15 protein-coding genes, 1 pseudogene and 2 riboswitches are annotated in these 19,096 nt (G+C 51.9%); of the genes and pseudogenes, 7 read left to right on the top strand and 9 right to left on the bottom strand.

The window, feature by feature from the left end; all coding sequences use genetic code 11:
- Positions 1 to 7: 7 nt before the first annotated feature.
- The gene (locus DB847_RS08825) at positions 8 to 763 is read right to left on the bottom strand and encodes a substrate-binding periplasmic protein (protein ID WP_108650346.1); all 756 of its coding nucleotides are present in this window, start codon (positions 761 to 763) and stop codon (positions 8 to 10) included.
- A gap of 129 nt (positions 764 to 892) precedes the next feature.
- Complete coding sequence (gene nhaD, locus DB847_RS08820) at positions 893 to 2,266, bottom strand: sodium:proton antiporter NhaD (RefSeq protein ID WP_108652940.1); 1,374 nt, start codon at positions 2,264 to 2,266, stop codon at positions 893 to 895.
- 211 nt (positions 2,267 to 2,477) lie between these two features.
- Positions 2,478 to 2,655, top strand: a riboswitch (Lysine riboswitch).
- A gap of 453 nt (positions 2,656 to 3,108) precedes the next feature.
- Between nhaD and DB847_RS08815 the strand changes: the two genes are divergently transcribed.
- The 3 genes from DB847_RS08815 (at position 3,109) to DB847_RS08800 (ending at position 7,687) form a co-directional block, all read left to right on the top strand.
- Positions 3,109 to 4,701 carry a Na+/H+ antiporter NhaC family protein gene (locus DB847_RS08815; RefSeq protein ID WP_108650345.1) on the top strand — a complete coding sequence of 531 codons (1,593 nt, stop codon included), beginning with the start codon at positions 3,109 to 3,111 and terminating at the stop codon, positions 4,699 to 4,701.
- Positions 4,702 to 4,895: 194 nt separating this feature from the next.
- Positions 4,896 to 5,074, top strand: a riboswitch (Lysine riboswitch).
- A 451-nt stretch (positions 5,075 to 5,525) separates the two neighbouring features.
- Positions 5,526 to 6,938 carry an amino acid permease gene (locus DB847_RS08805; protein WP_108650343.1) on the top strand — a complete coding sequence of 471 codons (1,413 nt, stop codon included), beginning with the start codon at positions 5,526 to 5,528 and terminating at the stop codon, positions 6,936 to 6,938.
- Positions 6,939 to 7,231: 293 nt separating this feature from the next.
- Complete coding sequence (locus DB847_RS08800) at positions 7,232 to 7,687, top strand: hypothetical protein (RefSeq protein WP_108650342.1); 456 nt, start codon at positions 7,232 to 7,234, stop codon at positions 7,685 to 7,687.
- A 71-nt stretch (positions 7,688 to 7,758) separates the two neighbouring features.
- On the opposite strand, the gene DB847_RS08795 is transcribed toward DB847_RS08800, so the two are convergent.
- On the bottom strand, positions 7,759 to 8,835 hold the full coding sequence (locus tag DB847_RS08795; protein WP_108650341.1) for a C45 family peptidase: 1,077 nt from the start codon (positions 8,833 to 8,835) through the stop codon (positions 7,759 to 7,761).
- A complete protein-coding gene (locus DB847_RS24325; protein ID WP_159084491.1) occupies positions 8,832 to 9,002 on the bottom strand; it encodes a hypothetical protein in 171 nt (56 codons plus the stop codon). Before DB847_RS24325 ends, DB847_RS08795 begins: the two co-directional genes overlap by 4 nt.
- Before the next feature lie 312 nt (positions 9,003 to 9,314).
- Here DB847_RS24325 and DB847_RS08790 point away from each other — a divergent pair, with 312 nt between their 5' ends.
- The 3 genes from DB847_RS08790 to DB847_RS08785 all read left to right on the top strand — a co-directional run bounded on the left by DB847_RS08790 (position 9,315) and on the right by DB847_RS08785 (position 11,119).
- Complete coding sequence (locus tag DB847_RS08790; protein WP_159084490.1) at positions 9,315 to 9,842, top strand: DOMON domain-containing protein; 528 nt, start codon at positions 9,315 to 9,317, stop codon at positions 9,840 to 9,842.
- Between the two features lie 59 nt (positions 9,843 to 9,901).
- The gene (locus DB847_RS24320; protein WP_159084489.1) at positions 9,902 to 10,141 is read left to right on the top strand and encodes a hypothetical protein; all 240 of its coding nucleotides are present in this window, start codon (positions 9,902 to 9,904) and stop codon (positions 10,139 to 10,141) included.
- Between the two features lie 117 nt (positions 10,142 to 10,258).
- A complete protein-coding gene (locus tag DB847_RS08785; protein WP_108650339.1) occupies positions 10,259 to 11,119 on the top strand; it encodes an SLC13 family permease in 861 nt (286 codons plus the stop codon).
- Positions 11,120 to 11,153: 34 nt separating this feature from the next.
- Here the strand turns inward: DB847_RS08785 and DB847_RS08780 are convergent, their stop codons facing one another.
- From DB847_RS08780 to DB847_RS08760, 5 genes are all read right to left on the bottom strand, one after another.
- Entirely contained in the window at positions 11,154 to 11,822 is a 669-nt protein-coding gene (locus DB847_RS08780; RefSeq protein WP_108650338.1) for a glutathione binding-like protein, read from the bottom strand.
- A gap of 221 nt (positions 11,823 to 12,043) precedes the next feature.
- Positions 12,044 to 12,964, bottom strand: a complete 921-nt coding sequence (locus DB847_RS08775) for an SbcC/MukB-like Walker B domain-containing protein (protein ID WP_108650337.1) — start codon at positions 12,962 to 12,964, stop codon at positions 12,044 to 12,046.
- Positions 12,940 to 15,732: an AAA family ATPase gene (locus DB847_RS08770; RefSeq protein WP_108650336.1), complete on the bottom strand. Its 2,793-nt coding sequence runs from the start codon at positions 15,730 to 15,732 to the stop codon at positions 12,940 to 12,942. Before DB847_RS08770 ends, DB847_RS08775 begins: the two co-directional genes overlap by 25 nt.
- Positions 15,729 to 16,958, bottom strand: coding sequence for an exonuclease subunit SbcD (gene sbcD / locus DB847_RS08765; protein ID WP_108652939.1), 1,230 nt, complete (start codon positions 16,956 to 16,958; stop codon positions 15,729 to 15,731). The genes DB847_RS08770 and sbcD overlap by 4 nt, the downstream gene beginning before the upstream one ends.
- A 178-nt stretch (positions 16,959 to 17,136) precedes the next feature.
- Positions 17,137 to 17,625: a prolyl-tRNA synthetase associated domain-containing protein gene (locus DB847_RS08760; protein WP_108650335.1), complete on the bottom strand. Its 489-nt coding sequence runs from the start codon at positions 17,623 to 17,625 to the stop codon at positions 17,137 to 17,139.
- A gap of 209 nt (positions 17,626 to 17,834) precedes the next feature.
- On the opposite strand from DB847_RS08760, the pseudogene glgC reads away from it, so the two are divergent.
- Positions 17,835 to 19,066: pseudogene (glgC, locus tag DB847_RS08755) on the top strand (glucose-1-phosphate adenylyltransferase).
- The last annotated feature ends 30 nt before the right edge of the window (positions 19,067 to 19,096 follow it).

Raw genomic sequence — 19,096 nt, 5'->3', positions numbered from 1 at the left:
CACACCCCTAATTGAGATGTAGTTTACCCAGGCGCCCCAACAGCTGGATCTCTTCGACCCGCCCCTGAGCTTTAAGCTTTGACAACCCCCGATTGAAGACCTCCATCAATTTTTTCGCATTCGGGTGCTTCTTAGAAATAAGAAAGTGGATTGGAGTCACGACCACCGGCTCGGGATTATTGGTAAACAGGTTTTCACTCTCAGGATAGTTTTTCCTCAGCACGTAATAACCCCGGTCGACTCCCTCCAAGGTCAGGTCCATTCTACCCGCCAGGATCATGTCGAAGCACTGTTGCAACCGATTGACAAAGGTTACATCAATAACCCCCTGCTCGATCGCTTTATAGAAGGCCTCGTTATAGGTAAATCCCCGAATCGCAACGATCCGTTTCCCCTTGAGATCCTTCATACTCTGCCATTTAATCGGCCGGCCCTTAAGATGAAACCAGACCACACTATCACTGACGATCGGATCGCTGTAAAAGTGCGTCTTGCGGCGTTTATCCGATTCATACCAACAGCAGGTTCCGGCGACCTCGCCAGCCTCAGAGATCCGGTAAGCCCTGGGCCAGGAGGTATAGATATAGTCAACTTTTATCCCCTCCTGGGCAAAGGCCTCCTCAACCAACCCATTCGATATGCCTCCATATTTGAGTTTCTCTGAATTATAGGGAGACCACTCCCCGGTTGAAAGAGTGACCGTCTGACTAACCACGGACTGACAAAAGCAGGCCAGCAGTAAAAAAAGGAAGGCTCGGATCATGACTCTGCCTGTTTATCTGAGATCTCCTTCTAGTGTAGAAAAAGATACCCAAAACACCCCAACTTTGCAGCAAGCCTCAGGGGAAGGTGCACCAGCAAACAGGCACAGAAGTTCCTTGCAGAGCGCTGTTTAAAACAGGGCGCTATTGAGGTAGAGATGGACCCAGATACTGGCCAGATAACCGACCAACAACACAGGGAACCACTTGAGGTGCCCAAAGAAGGTGTAATATCCCCTCGCCTGGCCCATCAGTGCAACCCCTGCCGCCGAGCCGATGGAGAGCAGGCTGCCGCCTACGCCTGCCGTCAGGGTGATCATCAGCCACTGGCCCAGTGACATTGCCGGATCCATACTCAAAACCGCAAACATCACAGGAATGTTATCGATCACAGCTGACAGCAGGCCCAGTGCCGTATTTGCCTGGGTATAGCTCCAATGACTATAAAGGAGCTCAGACCCCATGGAGAGATACCCCAGAAAACCCAGTCCCCCGACACACAGAACCACCCCATAGAAGAACAGCAGGGTATCCCACTCGGCACGAGCGATCCGGCTAAACACATCAAACGGCACTATGTTACCAAGGCGCTTGAGAGCTCGCTCATCTCCACGGGCGTAAGCTTCAGCGCGGCTGCGCGCCAGGGTTGAAGGCAAAGAGCAGCGCAGATAGTAGCCAAAGAACTGAAGATAACCTAATCCCAACATCATGCCGACCACCGGAGGCAAATGCAGCACGCTGTGCATCGCCACCGCCGTGGCTATGGTGCACAAAAACAAGCCGATGATCCGCCAGGAGCCACGCTTCATCTCTATGTACTCGTCGGAGGGACGTGGTGATTTTTTAGGGACAAAAAAGTGCATGCACAGGGCTGGCAATAAGAAGTTAACCACGGAAGGCAGAAACAGCGCCGTGAACTGGATGAAGGTGACCTTGCCCTCCTGCCACACCATCAGGGTGGTAATATCACCAAAGGGACTGAACGCGCCCCCGGCGTTAGCAGCCACCACGATATTGATACAACAAATATTGATAAAGCGCCGATCGCCCCGGGCAACCTTGAGCACCACGGAGCACATGAGTAACGCCGTGGTCAGGTTATCCGCCACCGGAGAGATAAAGAAGGTGAGAATACCAGTGATCCAGAACAGCGCCCGGTAGTTCCACCCCTTACGAACCATCCAGGTTCGCAGGGCATCGAAGATCCGTCGCTCCTCCATCGCATTGATATAGGTCATCGCCACCAGCAGAAACAGCATCAGCTCTGCATATTCCAGGAGGTTGCGCTGCAAGGCATGCTCCGCCGCCTCTGAAATGCCATGCTTGACCGAGACAGCCCCGATGATCGCCCAAATAAGGCCCGCGGCGATCAATACCGGCTTGGACTTGTGGAGCCTTAAGTACTCTTCACCTATCACCACCAGATAGGCGACACAAAAGATAGCCAGGGAGACAAAGCCAACCCAGTTGTAGGTCAGGTCGATTGGGCCTGAGCTCGCCCCCATGCAACGCAAGGCGATAGGAGCAAGAGCAAACACAAGGATAGAGGCAAGGCTTTTCTGCTGTTCCCTAGCATAAACGGAAAGACTCCTGTTCTTCTCCTATTGAGTCTCCAGCTTATGAAAATGCAGAGAAAACATCAATCCAGGAAAAAAACTAAAAAACACTCTCAATTAGCTCTTGTTTTAAACATTGATTTAGATCACAATCGATAGTGCCTTAAGTAGAGGCGCGCCGCCTATCAGTAGTCAGGTTGAGGTTGACCCCCGTTGATACCTAGTGAAAGGAGCCGGCGCCGAAGTGAAGAGAAGAGGTCGATTCTCTTTGCTGGTGTTGTCTCCGAAAGGATCAACACTGCCATAGCTGATAACAACTATGGAGCGCTACTTGAAGGGGTCATGAAGTGGCTTGAATGCCACTGAAACAGAGGTTGATCCTCCCTCCCTTTTTGCTAGTTCTCCACCTGAACATAAGGTGAAGAAACTGATGTTAACCAATATTGCTGTCGTCATGCAGTATTTCACAACTCACTTGCGAACGAGTGTGTCGGTCTGCCCGACCCGCAACTTTACCCCCTCCTTCATCTGTAACCTCTCCGGTTTTAGCCGAAAACCCGTGGATAAACCGAGCGTCTAGCTCATCGCCGTTTATTAACGCGTGAATCAATCATCCCTTTCTGTGAGCCACAGGCCCGGGATTGCGGATAAAAAACAAACAATTAATCCACGACAACCAGGATAGAGCACAAATTCAAAGGGCTTTGGTGACTGGAAATTAAGACTCCTCAAGGAGCATCCACTGACCGTTACTGCCTTCGTCTCTTCCGGATATTTAAGGTAAATGACAGATGATGATTACCCACTATGCCGACTCGGTGTTTTCACTCCTGCCGCCTCTGACGGCGGTCGCTCTGGCGATTGCGACCCGCAGGGTACTGCTTTCTCTGGGCGCAGGTATTATTGTAGGAGCCCTGCTCCTGACCCAGGGAAATCCCTTGGATGCAGCTCAATATATTGGCTCAACCCTCTCCGGTATCTTCTGGCAATCCGGAGCTCTGAACCAGAACAATGTTTGTATCCTGCTGTTTCTGCTGCTGTTAGGCTGCATGATCAGCCTGATGACCATCAGTGGCGCTACCCGGGCCTTCACCGATTGGGCACGCCGCTATATCCGCACCCGCAAGCAAGCGAAGAAGCTCACCGGGTTGATGGTATTCCTGTTCTTTATTGACGACTATTTTCATTCGCTGTCTGTTGGAACCATCTGCCGACCACTGACGGATCGCTTTAAGATCTCCCGGGCCAAGCTTGCCTATCTGCTGGACTCGACGGCTGCCCCCGTGTGTGTACTGATGCCGATCTCCAGCTGGGGAGCCTATATTATCGCCCTCATCGGCGGCATAGTCGCGGCCCATGGTCTGACCGGACAATCTGCCCTGTCGGTATTTGCCCAGATGGTACCGATGAACTTTTATGCCGTGTTCACCCTGTTGATGGTGCTGTTTGTGGTCTTGATGGAGTACGACTTTGGTCCGATGAAGCAGCATGAGCAGCGTGCTCTCGAGGGTGAGCTCTATGATCCAGCAAAGGGCACTCCTCCGGGAGCCAGCCAGGATCTGCCGGTTTCCGAAAAGGGACGAGTCCGGGATCTGCTGGTACCGATTGCGATACTGACCTTCGGCACCATCGTCTTTATGCTGCTCAGCGGTGCCAAGGCACTTGATGAGCAGGAGCTTGGCTTCTCAATCCTCGGCGCATTGCAAAATACCAATGTCGGGATCTCTTTAGTGTTTGGTAGCCTGGCAGGCCTTGCCAGTGCCATCATTTTGATGCTCCCCCAGCGCCAGAGCCTGAATAACTGGCTGCTGGCTCTGCGTGAAGGCGTTGGCTCCATGCTTCCGGCGATCTGGATCCTGCTGGGTGCCTGGTGTATCGGCAGTGTGATCAAGGATACCCAAACCGGTCAGTACCTGGCTTCGATGGCACAGCATAGTGTTCCAACCGCCCTGCTCCCGGCTCTGGTGTTTATTCTCTCCGGGATCATGGCCTTCTCAACCGGAACCAGCTGGGGCACCTTCGGAATCATGCTACCCATTGCCGGAGATCTGGCTGCCGCCAGTGATATCGCACAGATGTTGCCAATGCTCTCCGCGGTTCTGGCAGGCTCTGTGTTTGGTGATCACTGCTCGCCGATATCAGATACCACGATTCTCAGCTCGACGGGGGCAAGCTGTCATCACATTGATCACGTGATGACCCAGCTTCCTTACGCACTAACCGTGGCGACCATTGCATTGACGGGCTACCTGGTACTTGGGATCACCCAGTCGACCGCCATCGGCTTTGCCACCTGCGCCGCGCTGTTTATCGTCCTGTGTATCACCCTGCGCCTACATTCGATACGCCGTAAGAGCAATCTGAATTTAGCCGACGCTGAATAAATCATTGGGGCAGCCTGAGAGCTGCCCCACACTTCTTTAAATAAGCCTCTGCTCCCCTTACAAAAAATTACCAATTGCCCTGGACCCCACGTCCTATAAGGGTTACAAAGCTGTAACAAAGATCAATCGCTTAGAAGCTATCCAAGGGGTAAAACCACTTGCTTTGTCATGTTTCTGGAGTAGAATGGCCAGCAACCTTAAGTAGAGGCCGCATTGATTATCAGTATGTGAGGCGAGGGTGATAACCAAGGACCCCCACAGAAAGGAGTCGATGCCGAAGTGAAGAGATGCCATCAGCTCTCTTTGCTGGGGTTGAACCCGAAAGGCTCAACACTGCCATAGTATTTAGTCACTATGGAGCACTACTTGAAGGGGTTATGAAGTCGCTCGCCCTCCCTTTTCGAGGACCTTCTTTCTTTCCCTTTTTTGATAGTTCTCCACCTGATGTGAAGGTGCAGGAACTCATGATCGTTACAATCAATGCCGATACCGATTCGGTGTTTAGGAATTTATTGCCAACTGCCATGCTGGCAAAAGGCTTTTACAAAACAAATAAATCTTTCAGCAAGCGTCTTAAGCATGTTGGGCTTGATAGTCCGACTATGATTCACTCGCTCAGTCCTTTCGCACGAACGAAATTATTCAGGCTATTCAGTTTAGAATCAGTTTTGTTACAGCGAAGTTGATGACAGTTATTTAATTTATAACCTGTTTAGCTAAGTTACGGCATTCATCTATTTATTCGTGATGAGGGATACCTTATTTCCTTTTTTAATTATTGCCGTGCGTGAAATGAATCATAAAAATTATTTTGAGTTATTGTTATGCTTAAACGCGACCTTAAAGCCAGACATCTGAATATGATCGCCCTAGGGGGCTCAATTGGTACCGGCATTTTCCTGGCGATCGGCTACGCCGTTCATACCGCCGGCCCCGGAGGCTCCATCGCAGCCTATGCCCTGATCGCCATCATGGTCTATTTTTTGATCACCAGTCTTGGGGAGATGGCAACCGATCGTCCGACTTCGGGCTCTTTCTGTGAATACTCCTCTATGTACGTCGATAAATCATTCGGCGTTGCCATGAGCTATAACTACTGGTTTAACTGGGCCATCACCCTGGCAGCCGAGATATCAGCCGCCACTATTATTGTAAAATTCTGGTTCCCCCATGCTCCGGATCTGCTGATCTCAGGGATATTCTTTGCCCTGGTCCTGGGAATGAACCTATTTTCCGTCAAGGTCTATGCCGAATCAGAATATATGATGTCCTTTATTAAAGTGGCCGTTATTGTTATTTTCATTCTGCTTAGCCTGGCTCTCATCTATAAAACCCCCGGGCATGGCGTACAAAACTTCACCCTGGCGGATGGCCCTTTCCATAACGGCCTGAGCGGGTTTATCTCTGTCTTTTTAATCGCCGGATTCTCGTTTCAGGGATGTGAGCTTATCGGGATCACTGCAGGTGAAACCAAAAACCCTGAAAAGAATATCCCCAAAGCGGTCAAAGCCGTGTTCTGGCGCCTGCTTATTTTCTACATCCTGACCACACTGTGTATCAGCCTGCTGCTGCCTTTTAACACCCCAAGCCTGGTGAACCAGGGAAGCGTTGAGTCAAGCCCCTTTACCCTGGTGTTCCAGATGTTCTTCGGAAAAGGCTATGCAACGAGTCTCATCAACCTGGTGGTGCTGATCGCCATCATCTCTGCAGCGAACGCCAGCATGTACGCCTCGACCCGTACCCTGTGGCACATGGGTAACTCAAAGCAGGCTCCCAAAATTTTCCAAAAGACCACCAGCTATGGTCTGCCTATCTATGCCCTGCTGGCCACCGTCATCATCGGCGCCGTGGTATTCCTCTCCTCCTTTATTGGTAGCGGCAAGCTATTTTCCATCCTGCTTGGGATCTCCTCGCTGTGTGGTTTCATCAGCTGGTTTGGAATCGCCCTGAGCCACTACTGCTTCAGAAAGCGAGTCCTTAAAGGGGATCTGTCACGCCTCAAGTACAAGGCCAAGTGGTTCCCAATCGCCCCTGTGCTATCCATGGTGTTTATTGCCCTGGTGGTCCTGGGACAGGCCTATGGCTCTCACCTGACTGTGGGGAGCTTCTTCGAGAAGTTCGGTGCCCTGATCGGCTTTATCGCCATCATCCTGATCCATAAGATTGGCAGCAATTCAGGGGCGATGACTGTAACCTCACCAGAGCAAAAGATCCTGCAGCCAGCCACTGCGGAGTAAGCTTTCATCAAAGAGGCCTCAGCAGGCCTCTTTTGCTATCTCCCGGTCTAGCCCTACCGCAAAAAAACCGCTCTCAGGAGGCTACCATCCAGATAGCCCTCTCCAGTTCGCAGTCCATTGCTCTCGCTACGTTGGCAACGACACCATGCCTCACACGGCATTGATACATCCTGTATAGCAAGGATACGTCTCCCCGCTAATACGCAGGAGGTATGGGCACCGACAAGGAAAGGTTATCGGGGATGATAATCATCGCCATCTATGACTAGCAATAGTTCCGGACGGTAAAAGATATGGCTAAAATAATAGTATGTCTTCCTTGTAGCATTAGCGCTATCGGCCACACTATGCATGGTTTCTTTAAGGTAAAAGTCACCCCTCCTATCATGTTTATCGAAGGATATGGCCCTTGGAGCGACACCGTTGCACAAGCGTTTTGTGAGGAGGTTAAGTGCAAAAGCCTTGAGCTTTGCCAGGCACCCTGGGGAACCGTCATTGACCAGAGGCAGTGGGATCTGGGGACCCCAAGGGTATGGGAGCTATTTGATGATTTACTAATATACATGTTGGATCATGGTTTAGTCTGCCAGGCCATCCTACCCAGTATGCACCTGCATCAACACCTGGCCCAAAAGCACTTTGAAACTGTATCTCCCGATATCGTCAAGGTAAAATTTTTCACCGAATATGATGCTGCCCTCCAGTGGTGCCAGCAACAGCTACAACTTGCAACAACCAGGAAAGAGTAAAGTGTCTCCCAAAGATAGGGCATCACCCCACTCTCATGCCAGCGAGGTGACAACCACAATCCACAGCCCACTCAGCGAGTAAACAAAGAGACTTTTTGATACTTCATCTGATCCGGATTCACCTTATCCGAGTTAAAGGCAACCCAGGCATACTTACTCCCAAAACGATAGATGACAGATAGCAGCGTCTCATGGTTATAGATGTCTGTGGTGCTCCCCGCGATATCTGCCTTATGGTAATCCATCAGATTCATGACGTTCTGCTCGGTCTCAGGATGATTATTATTGGTCCTCTGATAAAACTCCTGCCAGCGCGTTTGATTATCCAACTGCAGCAGCGAAAGTCTGCTGTAAAAATACAGGGGGTTTTCCGGCAGCATGAAGGTGTTTACCGCTGCGATCTGCTGATAACCGGAATTAAACTTAGGCTCAATATCTGAATTGAGCACACTATTGTAATAACGATAATCTCTGTCATAGCCCATGGCATCTTCTAAAATTGCAGAGCGCTGAGGGGTAGCCACTGCCGTCAGAGAGCCCCAGGTATATTGATAACGGTTCAGGATCTTTTTAGCCCCCGCCAAAGTATCCGAGTGTTCAATCGCATCACGATAAGCATACCCCAGGGCATAAGAGCCCGAAGTTACTGACAATGGCTCCCCGATGTTTGCAATCAATGCAGACAAAGAGAGTGTTTTACTAAACAGGGTCAGATTTGAAAAAGGCATAAGTAAGGAGCCAATCTGGGTAAAGCTCTTTCCTTGCTCCTTAATGGTGATCACCGCATAGCTGTGATGGATTGATAGGTTGGGATCGGCAAAATCCAGATTACGCCCAAAGAGTGTTTTCCCATCCAATGTCTTATTCCCCCAGGCCGCATAGGAGGAGCAGGAGGTCGGCAGGGCTATATCCGCAAAGAAGTTTGTAATCTTGATATCTGCTGCCGAAATGGAGGGATCCAAAGCCGTATAGTGATCAATAAACCCCTGTAGTTCATCTTGATACTCTTTATGAAGATTACCAAACAAGATATCCGCACGGTTTTGCAAAATGGTATAAGCCTGCTGCTGACTCACCTGAGTTTGCTCCTCGATCAAAGATTCAGCAAACTGAACCAACCCCTTGAGATCACTGGAGTATCCAGTCACGCGGCGATGAACGGCGGTCGCCAGCCCCTGCCCGTCTGATAATGATCACCCCTGGCTATATTGATAAACACCCGATAATAGTTATCCTGCTTATGAAGCGATACTGTCCCGGCGCGGCTGGCAAAAAACAGCAATAAAAGAATAAAAAGGCTGAATCGTTGATTCATTGTTTTCTCTTTCTCTCAGTCATTGAAATTGAGAAGAGGAGTGCTAAATGTAAGCTGGCTCTGACGGCTTTGCTCCCCTCCCTGGGTCACAAAGAAACCCCTCCAAGCCTGGGTAAGACATGGATAAAGACAGATAAACTCTAACAAGCCCGGTAATTCCCGCTATCAAAAACGGATATAGCCCATGGTTTTAAGATTATTTATTCAGGTTTCGTGATCTGGATATCATAAAGGGAGCATTGAGTCAGACATCAGAGTTGGTTACCCTCAACTGATGAAATTAGCCTGTACAAGATGCGACACGGAGTCACTATGAAGAAAATTCTATTTTCACTACTTTTACTACTCGGCCTCTCCTCCTGTATGGCCAAGACACAACAACAGCCAGGCCAGATAAATTACAATAACGTCACGGTGAACTGGAAGGCAACAGATCAGCGGATCCACTTTGATCTCAGGGCAAAAACAACCGGCTGGATCGCCATCGGTCTTGAGCCCTCTTTTTATATGAAAAATGCGAAATTCGTGATCGGCTACTTTGACCCAAAAACAGGCAAGCCGGTCCTGTCGACCGAGTATGGAAATGGCTACACCTCACATGCCAAGGTTGCTGCAGACCAGCTGCTTTCAGATATTAAAGGCTCACAAAAAGAGGGCTGGACGGAGCTAAGCTTCAGTCTGCCGCTGAGCTCCGCCATTGCTAACTTCAACTACAGCATCAAGCCCGGTGAAAAATATAAGTTCCTGGTGGCCTATGGGGCAAATGGAGCCAAAGATCTGAACAGTTACCATGCCTTTGCCGAGGGTACCAAGGTGGTTCTGATCCCGGCTAAATCCTGATATACCTGCGGCTCACGACTCGCAGAGCCGCCTTGTCTTTTCATGAGAAATAACACGCGATGTCACTTGCCCTGAGCGTTTTATTACTGGTATTTGTCGGGATCGCGTTGCGCCAGCTACTGCCATTCCCGGTGCAAATCTGGCAGATCATGACAGTCGGCGCCCTGGTGGCCCTGGCGAGCGGGCAGATCTCCCCTCAGATGCCTGGCGGGCAATCGATTGGGAGATCATCTCTTTTCTGTTCGGCATGTTTGTACTCGGCCAGGCCATTGAAAGCAGTGGCTATTTCAGTGAGCTGATCCCTCGCTATCTGGGTGATAGTTGCTCCCATGCTAAATTAGTGGCGCTTATCATTTTCGCAATGGGGGGCTCTCGGCCCTGTTGATGAACGACACGGTCGCCATCATTGCGACCCCTTGCTGATCAAGGTCGCTCGTCATCGGGGCTGTCACTCACAGCCCCTGTTGCTCGGGCTGGCATTTGCGATCACTCTTGGCAGCATCGCCTCACCGATAGGCAATCCGCAAAACCTGTTGATCGCACTCGGCGCACCGATCGAAAGCCCCTTTATTGTCTTTTTCCGCTACCTGGCGCTGCCAACCCTGATCAACCTGTTGCTGCTCTATCTGTTGATCCTGTATCTGCTACGGAAACAGCCCCTTGTCCCGGCTGAGCCCATCACGCCTCAACCCAGACAGTCCGGGCTGCTGCGCCTGAGTGTCATCGCAGCCGCCCTGGCGTTGATGATGATCGCCTACAATATTACGGCCTCATTCATCCGCCTTCCCTCTGTTCCACTGCACTGGATTGCCCTGGCTCCCGCCTCACTGATCTTGCTGCTCTCGCGCCAGCGCAAGGGTATTCTGTTAAGGCTGGATTGGCACACCCTGATCTTTTTTATCGGGATGTTCATTCTGATCCAAAGCGTGTGGGATACCTCGAGTTTGAAAGACTATATGCAGCATACCCCAACCAGTAGCGTAGGGATCCTGCTTGTCTCTGCGCTGGTGAGTCAGCTCACCTCCAATGTCCCTCTGGTGGCACTCTACCTTCCTGTGCTCAAGGGCCATGCCCATGAGCTTAGTGCTTACATGACGCTGGCCGCCGGAAGCACGGTTGCCGGAAACCTGCTGATTTTCGGTGCCGCCAGCAACCTCATCATCATTCAGAATGCAGAGAAAAGAGGCGAGCCCGGGATCTCCTTTTATCGATTCGCCCTGTATGGAGTACCGGTCACAGCCATCAACCTACTGGTGTACTGGCTGTTTCTTCACTAGCCCCGCGAAGAAGACCTGTCCATCGGACTAGCCCTTAATCACGCTCTATCCGGCATACCTCAAGCCCTCGCACCGAGGCCGGACGACAGCGACAACGCTCCACCCAGGCTGCCACATTGGGAAACTCGCTCAGCCCCAGCTTCTCACTCGCCTCATAAAAACGATCCAGGCAGATCACCCAGGGAAAAGTCGCAATATCCGCAATACTGTAGGCCTCTCCCACCAGGTAGTGGCGGCCCTCAAGACGTGTCTCCAGCACCCCGAGCAAACGCCGGGCTTCGGTTGCATAGCGCTCGACCGGATAAGGATGATCGCAGTTGTCCCGTCCGTAGCGATAGAAGTGACCAAACTGACCAAACATGGGCCCAATTCCACCGACCTGGAAAAACAACCACTGCAGGGTTTCAACTCTAAGACGCGGATCCGCCGAAAGCAGCTTGCCGGTTTTCTCAGCCAGATAAAGCAAGATAGCCCCCGACTCCATGATCGGCAGGGGCTGGCCATCTTCAATATTGTCCGGATTCAGATCGACAATCGCGGGAATTTTCGAGTTAGGATTGATCCGGATAAACTCATCAGAGAATTGATCACCGGCCATGATATCTATGGTGTGTGCATCATAGGGGAGACCCAGCTCCTCAAGAGCAATGGACACCTTCTGGCCGTTGGGGGTTGCAAGGGAGTAAAGCTGTATTCTATCCATGGTTATATCCATATTGATGGCTTAGAGAGGGCAGCCTAGCAGATCTGCCCGCGGGCCGCGAGCACAGCGCAACCCTTTGGATCCCTGTCCAAGGATGACGCGAGGGCCAGGGCAAAAACTGCCCAAGTTTTACGTGACCTGCCCCTCTGGGCCCTAGACAAGGTTATCCACAGAGTCATCCAGATATTTGCCCGAGTTGTTCCCAAACTCTGTGAATTAAATCAGCTTGAAATTGCGTATTCAGCAGCCAACCGGCTGACGCCCAGACCGTTACTCTTTTTCACCCGGATCTGTACCGGGATCCGCTCCTTCATCGCCTCAATGTGGCTAATGACCCCGATCATCTTGCCCGATGCATTGAGGTTATCCAGGGCATTAAGCGCGGTGTCCAGGGTTTCGCTATCCAGAGTGCCAAAACCCTCATCTAGAAATAGAGATTCAATAGAGGTTTTATGACTCACCAGATCCGATAGCCCAAGGGCCAGGGCCAGGCTGACCAGGAAGCTTTCCCCACCAGACAGAGTTCGGGTATCCCGCACTTCATCCCCCTGCCACAGGTCCAGGACCTCCAGCTCCAGAACACCGGTCGCTTTTCGTTGTAACTGATAACGACTATGTAACTTGTGCAACTGGCGATTGGCCAGGTGTACCAGGTGATCCAGGGTCAGCCCCTGTGCAAACTTACGGAACGCATCGCCATTTTTAGATCCGATCAAGGCATTGAGATAACTTAGATCATCATACTCCAGCTGCTGCTGTGCCATTCGCTCCAACAGGTTTGCCTGCTGCTGACGTAACTGCCGATCATGCTTAAGTGAAACCCGAAGCTCGGTCTGCTGATCGCGAAGGGCATCGAGTTGTTGTCCCAGGGCGACCAACTGCTGCTGCACCTCAGCCATTGGCAGCTGGCTCCATAACTTCGCATGCTCCGCTCCATGGATGCGATCCAGGGATTCCCTGGCTTGCTCTTCCAGGGCCAGCGAGCGCTCAAGTTGGATCGTCAGCTGCTGCTTTAGCCGAGATAAGTGCTGTTTTTCCTGCTCGTTGAGCAGGGCCAGACGAAATGCCCCTTCATCGTCAAACGGGCTATTCTCCAATGCCGTGTGCCACTCCAGACTCAGATGTTCAACCTCATGCTGCAACTTCTGACAATCCTGCTCAAGCCTCTCGCCCCCCCCTTTAGATTTTCGAGCTGCTGATTCAGCCCATGGTAATGGGTCAAGCTGCTCTGCTGAGCCTCCTCCTGCGTTAGGAGCTGCTGACGCATCTCAAGGCGGGCCTCATCAACATCCTGCTCAGCAAATAGCTGTACTCTGAGCTGGCGCTTCTCATCGAACTCTCGCTGTTTGATATTGAGCTCTGCCTGATGCTCATCAAGCAGAAGCCTTTGCGCATCGCGCTGATGGGTGAGGCGCTCAACTTTGTCCCGCTGCTCCAGAAGCTGTAGGATTAGCCCCTGCCGTTCCTGCTCAGATTGTTTCCAGCGGTTTGCAGATGCCTCCAGTTGCTCCAGCCAGCCCTGCTGCTGTCCATCTCCGGGCAATTGGTACCCGAGAGGCTCTAGTTGCTGTAATAACCCCTTCTCAAGTTGTTGCTGCTGTTCATCGAGGCGCTGATGCTGCTCTGCCAACAGCTGTTGCTCTCGCTTGAGTTGGGTAAGTTGCTGCTCGTGACGTACCTGCTGGTGCTGGCTCTCACTATGGGCCTGGATGAGTTGCATCTGCTGATGCTGCAGCTGCCCCTGGGATTGCTGCAGTTGCTGGATCTCCCGGAGCTGCTGATTAAGCGCCTCGATATGACTCTGTGTCTTACTAAGATAGCCCTCGATTTGCTCGCCATTCCCCAGGGTCAGCTCAAGGTGTAGCTCTGAAACCAGCTGTTGCCAGCGCTCGACATACCCGGCTTGCTTTTGACCAAGCTGATCCAGCCGGCGCTCGAGCTCTGCATACTTTGCCTGTTTTAGTTGCACCTCATCCCTGAGGGATTGGCCCAGCTGCTCGAGCGCGCTAAGCTCGGTTTGCAATGTCTGAGTCCGCCGCTCTGAGTCAGATAACTCCAAAACCTGATAGCTATCGACCAGGGGGTGCTCTGTCGAGCCACACAGAGGGCAGGCCTCGCCGGGCTGCAACCTGGCACGGGCTTCACTCAGGCTGAGAATAAGCCGCTCCTTCTCGACCAATGCCTGAAGATCCTGAAGGTGCGCTCTTTTTTCTTTAAAACGCAGCCGCTCCTCATCAAGCTGCTTTTGAATCGATTCAAGCTCGCTGCTGAGCTCCTCCCTCTGCCGGGAGGCCAGGTGTAACTCCTGCTGCTGAGCAAGATAGTCCTCTGCGATACTCTGCAGTTCAAAGCGAAGGGGCTGCCCGGCGGTCAATTGCTGGATCTGCTGCTGCAGCGAAGAAGCATCCTGCTGGCGAGTCAGCTGGGTGAGCTGCATCTCAATCTGCTGCAGAGCCTGACTCTTTTGATTAAGCTCCAGTGTCTCTCTGGCCACTTGCTGCTGATGGCTCTCCAGAAACTGCTCGGCCTCCCGTTGTTGCTGCTGCAGGAGGATATTTTTTTGATTAAGAGAGCTCTGCTCCCGGGCAAGATCCGCTAAGCGCTCAAACTCCACCCTCCAGAGCTTAAGCTGCCCATCCAACTCAGCATCCCCGGCATGACTGGCCAGGTATTCCTCGAGCCCCTTAAACTTTTGCTCAATCCCGGCTTGCTGCAGACCTTCACTGTGAAGAGTTTGCTCCTGCTCCGTAAGCTGGCTTAGCTGTTGCTGCTGTTTCTCATGTCGCTCAATAAGCTCCTGATTCAACTGTTTACAGAGCTGATCCAGGGGCAAAACCTCATTCTCTATCAAAAGATTCTTTTGAGCATGCTGCGCCTTTAACTGCCTGAGTTCAGACTCCTGTTGCTGCCATGCAGCATGAGCCTTGAGAGTTTCTGCCTCAAGCTCGCTCTTTTGCTCAGCAAGTTGCTGAAACTCTTTTTGTACCTGAGCCAATTTATCCTTGGTTGTCAGACAAAGGTTAAAGGGTTGGCGCAGTTTTTCGGCGGGCTCAGCCTCTTCCAGACGCTGGAGATCTGCTTGCTCCTGCTGCAGGCGCTTAAGAGCCACCTGCCGTTCAGAGCTGGCCTCCTCCAGCGCCTGCTGGGCTGCTGTTTCATCACGCCACCACTGCAGGTGCGACTGGCCCTTTTGTAGCTCCCGCTCAAGCTCCCTTTCACACGTGCTTTGTTGCTGCTCTTTTTGCCTGAGCGCACTGAGCTTCTCATCATCAAGCAGGGCCACAGCGTCAAGCTGACTCTTGAGCTGCTCAAGCTCTGTTTTTTTGTCTTTGTAGTGCAGGAACACCTGCTCCGAGATCTGCCCATAGATGAGCGTTCCTGTCAGCTCTTCGAGCAGGGCGGCTCTGTCATTGGCATCGGCATTTAAAAAGGCAGCAAACTGCCCCTGAGAGAGCAGCATCGACTTGGTGAAGCGCTTGAAATCCAGGCCGGTGAGAGCCTCTATCTGCTCAGCCTTATCCTTGATCTTAGAGGCCAGGATCTCATTATCTTCGATTCGCGCTAACTCGACGTTGGCGGCCTGCAGATTGCCATCCACTTTCCCCCGGGAGCGGCGCTGGCTCCAAAAAGCCCGGTAGCCCTGCCCCTTGACCTCAAACTCAACCTCGGCAAGACACTCCGCGGTCCCCCGGGTCATCAGTTCATTACTGGAAGCTGAGATCCCTCCAAGTCTTGGAGTCTCGTGGTAGAGAGCAAGGCAGATCGCATCCAGCAGGGTGGTTTTACCCGCCCCCGTCGCCCCGGTGATCGCAAATAGCCCGTTGTTAGAAAAAGGCGGCCGGGTGAAATCGATTTTCCACTCTCCCTTCAGGGAGTTGATGTTTTTAAAACGCAGGCTCAGGATCTTCATGCCCGCTCCTCCCGGCTCTCAAGTTGATTCAGGATCTGGCTAAAGGTGTGACACAACCGCTCCCGCCGCCTGAGCTCGTCCTCAGTTTCAAAACTCTCAAGAGCCAGGCGCTTTTCAAATACTTCATGGGGTTTTAGCTCGGTGAGAACCTCTTTGGTCTGCTGCAAGGCGAGCCCCGAACGCTCCCTGGCCCGTCTTAACTGGAGTATCTCCAGGTTACGCCCATGGATCATCGCCGAGATCCGCTGCTGCAGATCGTGAAGATACTCCTGCCCCTGTACTTCAATACTCAGCCATAGCGCAAGCTCAGCCGAGTCATCCAGAGCCTCAAGCTGATGCTCTATCTTCGCAAGAGAACCCCTGATGACCTGCATGGGTTGAAAGCAAGGGATGTTAAGCGGCTCAACCGAACTGAGTTTTCCTCCGGTGAATTCAACAACCAGCAGTTGCTTTTGGCTCCCTAGCTCATCAAAGCTCAGGGGAATAGGCGAGCCAGAATAGCGGATATGCTCTGTCTTACCTACCCGCTGCGGACGATGAATATGACCCAGGGCAATATAATCAAACGCCGGAAAAAGCGAGGCGGGAAAAGCCTCCAGGGTTCCCACATAGATATCCCGCACCGACTCAGAGCAGCTAACCCCCATCGCCGTCAGGTGGCCGGTCGCGATAATCGGAAGAGATGCGTCATAACTCTCGCGCAGCTCCTGTGCTAACTGGTAGAGCCTTTGATAGTGCTCTGCGATCGCCTCACCCAGAGCCTGCTGTTTCTCATCTCCGGATTCACCCGCACGGCTTTTCATCACATCCCGGGGGCGAATATAGGGCACGGCACACAAGATAGCTCCCGGCTCCCCGCGAGCATCTTTTAACACCAGCAGTTGTGAACCAGGGTCATCACTAACCTTGGGGATCACCTGAGTATTCAGGCATGCGAGCAGCTCCCGCGATTCACCCAGGGTAGCCACCGAATCATGGTTCCCAGCCAAAACCACCAATTGACAGCCCAGGCGATTGAGATCCACCACAAAGCGGTTATACAACTCGCGAGCATAGCTCGGGGGAGCGCCGGTATCGAAAAGATCCCCTGCGATGATCAGGGCATCAATCTCTTGTTCGCTCACCTGGCAAAGCAGCCAGCTGATAAATGCCTGGTGCTCAGCGGCACGACTCTTGGTGATAAAATACTGGCCAAGGTGCCAGTCTGAGGTGTGAAGAATACGCATTGGGTGCCTGGAAATTTGGGGGATCAAAAACAGCAGATTATACCGACTGGCGGGAGCATTGGTATTGTAAAAATACACTGTATAGAGCCTTAGCCAGGCTCTATACTCACAGACTCGGGACCCCGCTCAAAAACCTTGCATAAGGTTGATATTCCCCTGACTTGCCCCCTGCTCAAAGCTAAGCTCTGGCCGGGATATCCAGGATCAGAGGCTGGTGCCCGGTCTCTGTCAGGAGTGTCTGGATTGCAATTTTTGGAATAGCCAGGGTACTGGTATTGACCAGGGGGTGACAGAGTAGTATCTCCTGGCTCCAGATCGCCCGATCAATCACCACCTCGACTCTATGCTGACAATCATGAATGATCGCCAGCAGGCTCACCGCTCCCGGCTCCAGACTCAGGTAATGCTTTAAGCGCTCTGCCGACGCCAGGCCCAGCCTTGATAACCCAAGCTGCTCGGCCAAAGCCTTGAGATCAACGATTTTATGATCGCAAGCCACGACCAGAAAATGACGTCGCCCTTTTCTATCCCTCAGGAAGAGATTTTTGCACTTAGCTCCGGGCAGTTCGGGGCGCAGGCGACTCGCCTGTTCACAGGTATAGACCGCTGGATGATCAAAACGCTGGTAGCTGATCTGGTGCTGCTGCAAAAACTGGTAAATATCCATCCTGGCTCAGATCCATTAACGAAGGTGGTACTCCCCCTGCTTCGATCTGTCTATCTTAGCCCGATTGAATTGATCAAGGTTAATCTTTATTCGACAAATGCCGGGTTCTACTGGTATTTGATCCACAAAATTAGCTAGCATCAAAGGAGTGACTTAATTTCGGCGCTGCTTGCTCAGGCTTTCAGAGCTCTCACACATGGAGAGAAGTTATGACAGCTCACCCTCCCGTCCCCAAAAAGACGTTCGCCATGGTGCTGGCCGGCGGTAAAGGATCCCGCCTCAGTCCTCTCACCCTGCACAAATCAAAGCCTTGTGTCGCCTTTGGGGGGCAATACAAGATCATCGATTTTGTCCTCAGTAATTTTTTCAATTCCAACATCAAGAATGTCTATATTCTGACCCAGTATCGTTCCTACTCCCTGAATAAACATATTCGGGACTCCTGGGGACGAAGAACCGGGATGAATGAATTTTTTGATGCCATCTCGCCTGAAACCAGCAGTGAAAGTGAGGCCTGGTTCCAGGGCACCGCAGATGCAATCAATCACTATCTGCGCTTTATTGAGTGCTCCGATGCCGATTATGTCGCGGTCTTTGGTGGCGATCATATCTATAAGATGGATATACGCCAGATGATCGATGCCCACACTCACAGTCAGGCCGATATTACGATCGCGGCCCTTGAGGTCAGTAAAGATGAGGCAAGCCGCTTTGGAGTTCTCTCCGTTGATGAAGAGGCCCGGGTGACCGAGTTTACCGAAAAGCCCAAAAATCCCGCAACTATACCGGGTCGCAATACCTGCCTGGCCTCCATGGGGAACTACATCTTCTCCAGGGAGAAGCTGATCGCTATCCTCAAGATGGGTAAAAAGCACCATCAGGATCTGGATTTTGGCATGCATGTGATCCCCATGATGCTGGGACAGAGTGACCGGGTGTTCGCCTATAACTTTAACGAAAATATCATTCCTGGAATGCAGCCCGAAGAGAAGGGCTATTGGAAGGATGTCGGAACCATTGACTCCTACTATGAAGCCAACATGGATCTGATTGACGTCTCACCCCACCTGAATCTTTACAACTACCACTGGCCGGTTTACTCCAGCTTCAGCAATGATCCTCCAGCCAAGACAGTTTTTGATGATGACCATAGACGGGGGCAAAGCCTGGACTCTTACGTGTGCGGAGGCTGTATCATCAGTGGTGGCAAGGTTCGCCGCTCGATCCTTGGACCCCGCTGCAAGGTGCACAGCTATAGCCTGGTGGAGGACTCGATCCTCGCCGAAGACGTTACCATAGGCCGAAATGCCAAACTTAGGCGCGCAATCATCAATGAAGGGTCACCATTGCTGATAACAGCACAATAGGTTACGACCACGCTCAAGACAGGGCTAATGGTCATACGGTCACCGAATCCGGCATCGTAGTAGTGAGTAAATAGCCAGGCCTGCACTCAATAGGAGTGGCCAGC

The organism is Dongshaea marina, assembly GCF_003072645.1.
In the GTDB taxonomy this organism is placed as follows: Bacteria; Pseudomonadota; Gammaproteobacteria; order Enterobacterales; family Aeromonadaceae; genus Dongshaea; species Dongshaea marina.
Note: the sequence above shows the minus strand (reverse complement) of the source record. Positions and strands in the feature narration are given on the sequence as shown.

Coding starts and splice junctions, on each gene's coding strand:
- nhaD (WP_108652940.1), bottom strand. CDS start 2,266: ATGGGGGCGAGCTCAGGCCCAATCGACCTGACCTACAACTGGGTTGGC.
- DB847_RS08825 (WP_108650346.1), bottom strand. CDS start 763: ATGATCCGAGCCTTCCTTTTTTTACTGCTGGCCTGCTTTTGTCAGTCC.
- DB847_RS24320 (WP_159084489.1), top strand. CDS start 9,902: ATGTCACTTGCCCTGAGCGTTTTATTACTGGTATTTGTCGGGATCGCG.
- DB847_RS08805 (WP_108650343.1), top strand. CDS start 5,526: ATGCTTAAACGCGACCTTAAAGCCAGACATCTGAATATGATCGCCCTA.
- DB847_RS24325 (WP_159084491.1), bottom strand. CDS start 9,002: ATGAATCAACGATTCAGCCTTTTTATTCTTTTATTGCTGTTTTTTGCC.
- DB847_RS08760 (WP_108650335.1), bottom strand. CDS start 17,625: ATGGATATTTACCAGTTTTTGCAGCAGCACCAGATCAGCTACCAGCGT.
- DB847_RS08770 (WP_108650336.1), bottom strand. CDS start 15,732: ATGAAGATCCTGAGCCTGCGTTTTAAAAACATCAACTCCCTGAAGGGA.
- DB847_RS08780 (WP_108650338.1), bottom strand. CDS start 11,822: ATGGATAGAATACAGCTTTACTCCCTTGCAACCCCCAACGGCCAGAAG.
- sbcD (WP_108652939.1), bottom strand. CDS start 16,958: ATGCGTATTCTTCACACCTCAGACTGGCACCTTGGCCAGTATTTTATC.
- DB847_RS08800 (WP_108650342.1), top strand. CDS start 7,232: ATGGCTAAAATAATAGTATGTCTTCCTTGTAGCATTAGCGCTATCGGC.
- DB847_RS08790 (WP_159084490.1), top strand. CDS start 9,315: ATGAAGAAAATTCTATTTTCACTACTTTTACTACTCGGCCTCTCCTCC.
- DB847_RS08815 (WP_108650345.1), top strand. CDS start 3,109: ATGATGATTACCCACTATGCCGACTCGGTGTTTTCACTCCTGCCGCCT.